Raw genomic sequence first — 4,221 nt, forward strand, 5'->3', positions numbered from 1 at the left:
TGACGCTGACGTTGTCGAGGGCGACGACGCGGGTCTCCCCCTCCCCGTAGACCTTGTTCAGGCCGGTGGCGCGGGCGGCCGCCCGGCCGGTGCGGGCGGCGGTTGCGGACATCGTCACGAGGGTGCTCCCTGGAGGTGCTGAGCTGAAAATCGGAAGATCGTCTTCCTTATCCATTCTCGCAACCGGTCGCGTCCGTTTTGTCGCCCCCGGGTACGGGCTCCCCCCGCCGTCCCGGCGGTCCGGCGGGGGTCTCTCTCCTCCTCAGGTATGACGTCCGGCCCTGAGACGCCCGGAGCGGGGCTACTCGACCGCGACACCCCAGCGCACCGCGAGCCCGGCCAGCCCGCCCTCCACCGGCGTGCCGCTCGGCGTGAACCGCCAGACGCCGTCGCGCCGTTGGAACGAGCCGAGGACCATCGCGCTCTGCGACACCCCGCCGGTCTGTGCCGCCCACCGCGCCGGGCCCTCCGCGTCCGGGCCGTACCCGCCGGTCAGCGCCAGCCCGTGCACGTAGCCGAGCGGCAGCACCGGCGGTTCCTCCTCCTCGGTGGACACCGCCACCACCACCTCGTCCGCGCCCGGCGCCAAGCGGCCGGGCTCCAGCGTGAGTTCGGCGCGGCGGACCGGCTCGCCCGGCACCGAGCGGGTGGGGTGCAGCCGCACCGCGCCGTCCGGGTCCTGCGGGTTGTTGAAGAACACGAAGCGCTCGTCGTCCAGCACCCGGCCGTTCGCGCACACGAACGCCGAGACGTCCAGCTCGACGGCGTCCCCGCCGGCCGTTCGGCTGCGCCAGGACAGCGCCAGGGTGGTGGTCGCGCCGGGTGTGCCGCCGTTCGTCCCGTCGCCGTTCGTCCCGCCGTCGGCGCCGGCCGTCGGGCGGCCCCCGCCGTTCGTCCGCTCGCCCAGCCGCCCGCGCAGACCCTGCTCCGCCAGCAGCTCCACCAGCTCCGGCCCGCTCACCAGGGTCAGCGGCTTGTTGCGGATGTACTCGTACGAGCCCGGCCCGAAGCCCGCGGTGGTCACCAGGATGCCCTTGATCGCACCGTGGTGGCGCACCGTCGAGTCGAGGTCACGCACCGCGGTGGGGGAGACCGTCGAACGGTAGCGCTTGGCCTGGATGACGATCCGCCCGCCGGTCACCGGGTCGAGGTCCTCCGCGACCACGTCCACCCCGGCGTCGCCGCTGCGCGCCGTCGTCATCACCCGGAAGCCGCGCAGCCGGAACAGCTCGGCGATCAGCTCCTCGAACTCGATGGGGTCCATCGCGAAGAGGTCCGGGTCGTCCTCGCCGCCCTGCCCGGCCACACTGCCGCCGACCGTCTCCGGCAGCCGGTCCGGACGCACCTCGTCCAGCCGCTCGGGCCGCGCCGACAGCACCCCGCCCAGGCCCTGGAAGCACTCCACGGCCGCCACCCGGTCCAGCGCCAGACCGGAGAACTCGCCCCGGTCCACCGTCACGGTGGTGAGGAAGCGCTCCGCCTCCCGGCCGGTCGCCGGGTCGATGCCGCGGACGAAGCCGTTCAGCACCACCGAGGCCAGCATCCCGTCCCCGTCCGCCCGGTACAGCTCGGCCACCACCCGCAGCGCGGTCTGCGCCAGCACCTCCCGGTACAGCGCCTTGCGCTCGGTCGCCGGGCGGGCCACCTCGGCCTCCCGGTCGTCCGACTTCACGTACCGCACCCGGGCGGCCGCCGGGACCACGTCCGGGCCAGGCAGCTCCCAGTTCACCACCAGCTGGCGGCCGGAGGCCTCCCAGGCCGCCACCAGCCGGTGCGGGAAGCCCTCCGGCCAGCCCGCCGAGGCGTACAGCACGGCGGTGAAGTACTCCTGCACCGCCTCCGCCTCGCCGGAACGCAGCCGGCGCAGCAACTCCTCGGTCCGGGCGGCCCGTTGCTCGTCCTCCCGGCGGAACCGGGCCACCCACTCCAGGTACTGCCCGTGGTACTCGGCCAGCCGCCGCTGCCGGTCCGCCTCCGCCGCCTGCGCCGCGTACCAGTCCTGCTCGAACCGCGCCCGGGCCTGCGCCACGTACTGCTCGTACTGCTGCCACACCCCGGGGTTGCGGGCCTGCACCGGGTCCGGCGGCGGCACCTGGTAGCGGGCCTGGTCCGGCATCGGCACCGGCTCGCCGAGCCGCCCCGGCTCGAACGGGGGCACCGGCCGCGGCGTCAGCAGGCTCTGCGGCCGGAACGCCGCCCGGCCCAGCCCGGCCGTCAGCAGCCCGCGCAACTCCTCCACCCGGCCGTCCAGTTCGGCCGTCCGCCGGGCCGCCTCGGCCTCCCGGGCCTGCTGGTGGGCGCGCTGCGCCTCGCGCTCGGTGCGGGCCGCCGCCTTCTCGGCCTCGCGCTGCTCCCGCTCCCGCCGGCGCTGCTCGGCGGCCTGGGCGCGCCACCTGGCCTCCTCCCGGCGCTGCTCCTGTCGCTGCGTCTCCGCCCAGACCGCCAGCACCCCGTCGTTCCGCCGCCCCGCCACGTCCACCCCTTCGTTCCACGCCGGTCCGCCGCGGCGCCCGCCTCCCGGCCGCGCCGCCGCCGCGCCCGCCACAATAGAACGTGCACCGGGGGAGTGCGCAAAGGGTCCGCGACCTGCGGCGTCGGCCGGGGGTGAACCGGCGTCAGGTCTGCGGCACCTCGGCGTACCAGCGCCACTCGGCGCGGCGCGCGCGGCCGGGCAGCGCGGTGCGGCCGGTGGCCCAGAGCAGGGTCGGCCAGGGGCCGGCGGGGTCGGGCGCCACGTCCGGGAAGAGCCGGGCGAGGGTGCGGCGGCAGGCGCCGGCGGGCGGCTCCCAGGGCAGCCCGAGTCCCTGGGTGACGTCGTGCACGTGGACCAGCGTCTCCACCAGGCCCATCGCGACGTACCCCGCCGGGTCGGCGAGCCCCCAGGGGTGGAAGGCGCGGACCCCGGGCCCCCTGGTCCGGGCGATCGCGACCATCAGCGCGCCGCTCGCCTCCAGGACCTCCAGCAGGCCGGGCGGGCCGTCCTCGCGCCGGGCGAAGACGAAGCTGTGCGGCCCGCCGGGGAAGGGCCGCCGGGCGAGGTAGGGCACGTAGTGGTCGCGGGGCGGCTCCTGGGGCCCGAGCTGGGCGGCGTAGGCGAGCAGGTCGTCCGCGAGGTGCTCGACGGTGGTCCAGCAGTCCCAGTCGACGGCGCCGGCCGGGCGGGACCAGTCGGCGTCGGAGGGCGCCGCGCGCAGGGTGTCCACGGCGAGCCGGAGTACGGCGGCCAGGTCGTCGGGGGTCACGGGGCCGGGCACGGGCGCGGGGTCGGTGGTGATCATGCGCGGGACGCTACCCGGTCGGGTGCGTCCGGGCAGCAGTATTCCCTCCGCGATGCCCCCGGGGGTATCTCTGCTACAGTCGATGACAGATACCCCCTGGGGTAAAAGGCCCCGCCAGGGCGCAGAGAAGGAGAGGCACGTGCTGCACCGCCGCGGCGCCGAACTGCCGGACGGCCCCGTCTGGGTGCACTGCGCCGGCGGCATGCGGGCCGCCATCGCGGCGTCCCCGCTGGACGCCGCCGGACGCGAGGTGATCGCCGTCGACGACTCCTTCACCTCCGCCGCCGAGGCCGGCCTCACCGTCGTCGCCGCCCGACCGCCCGACCGCCTCTCCCGGCACCGGCACCACCCCGCAGGAGCACCGCCATGCACCACCCCACCTCGAAGGCGACCCCCCGAATACCCGCCGCCGCCCCCGCGCGCGCAGCCGGCCTCCCGGGGGTGCGCCGATGACCACGCTGCTGCTGGCGCTCGCCGCCGGGGCGGTGGTCGGGCTGGTGCTCGGCGGGCTCGGCGGCGGTGGCGGCATCCTCGCCGTCCCCGCGCTGATCTACCTGCTCGGGTTCTCCCCGGCCGCCGCCAGCACCGCCGCCCTGCTGATCGTCCTCGCCACCTCGGTCTCCGCGATCGTCGCCCACACGAAGGCCGGCACCATCCGCTGGCGCACCGCCCTCGCCTTCGCCGCCGCCGGGCTGCTCCCCGCCGCCCTCGCCGGCGCGGCCGCCACCAGGCTGCCGCAGAGCGTGCTCACCGGTGCCTTCGCGGTGGTCGCCGCGCTCGCCGCCGTCCGCATGCTGCGCCCGGCCCGCCCGGTTCCGGCCGACGGACCGGGCCCCGCCGCCCGCCCCGGGCGGGCGGGCGCCGCCCGCGCCCGGCGCGGCGCCCCGGCCCGCCCGCGCGGCGGCGGCGGCGGGCGGCGGGCGGGGCCGGCCCCGGGGGGCGC

At 77.3% G+C, this 4,221-nt stretch carries 3 protein-coding genes and 2 pseudogenes; 2 read left to right on the forward strand and 3 right to left on the reverse strand.

Annotated features, from left to right (window positions below):
- From ABT238_RS38535 to ABT238_RS38545, 3 genes and pseudogenes are all read right to left on the reverse strand, one after another.
- Positions 1-118 (reverse strand): annotated as a pseudogene (locus tag ABT238_RS38535) (ABC transporter ATP-binding protein); the annotation flags it as partial.
- A gap of 183 nt (positions 119-301) precedes the next feature.
- On the reverse strand, positions 302-2,473 hold the full coding sequence (locus ABT238_RS38540; protein WP_350570896.1) for a restriction endonuclease: 2,172 nt from the start codon (positions 2,471-2,473) through the stop codon (positions 302-304).
- 142 nt (positions 2,474-2,615) lie between these two features.
- A complete protein-coding gene (locus ABT238_RS38545; RefSeq protein WP_350570897.1) occupies positions 2,616-3,278 on the reverse strand; it encodes a maleylpyruvate isomerase N-terminal domain-containing protein in 663 nt (220 codons plus the stop codon).
- Positions 3,279-3,414: 136 nt separating this feature from the next.
- Between ABT238_RS38545 and ABT238_RS38550 the strand changes: the two are divergent.
- A pseudogene (locus ABT238_RS38550) lies at positions 3,415-3,582 on the forward strand (rhodanese-like domain-containing protein); the annotation flags it as partial.
- A gap of 145 nt (positions 3,583-3,727) precedes the next feature.
- The coding region (locus ABT238_RS38555) for a TSUP family transporter (RefSeq protein ID WP_350807307.1) at positions 3,728-4,221 on the forward strand (494 nt) is incomplete at its 3' end.

The sequence above is a fragment of the Kitasatospora sp. NPDC001527 genome, from assembly GCF_040298605.1.
GTDB lineage: Bacteria > Actinomycetota > Actinomycetes > Streptomycetales > Streptomycetaceae > Kitasatospora.

What these genes read in the sequence shown, in the direction of transcription:
- ABT238_RS38545 (WP_350570897.1), bottom strand. Translation starts at nt 3,278, where the DNA reads ATGATCACCACCGACCCCGCGCCCGTGCCCGGCCCCGTGACCCCCGAC.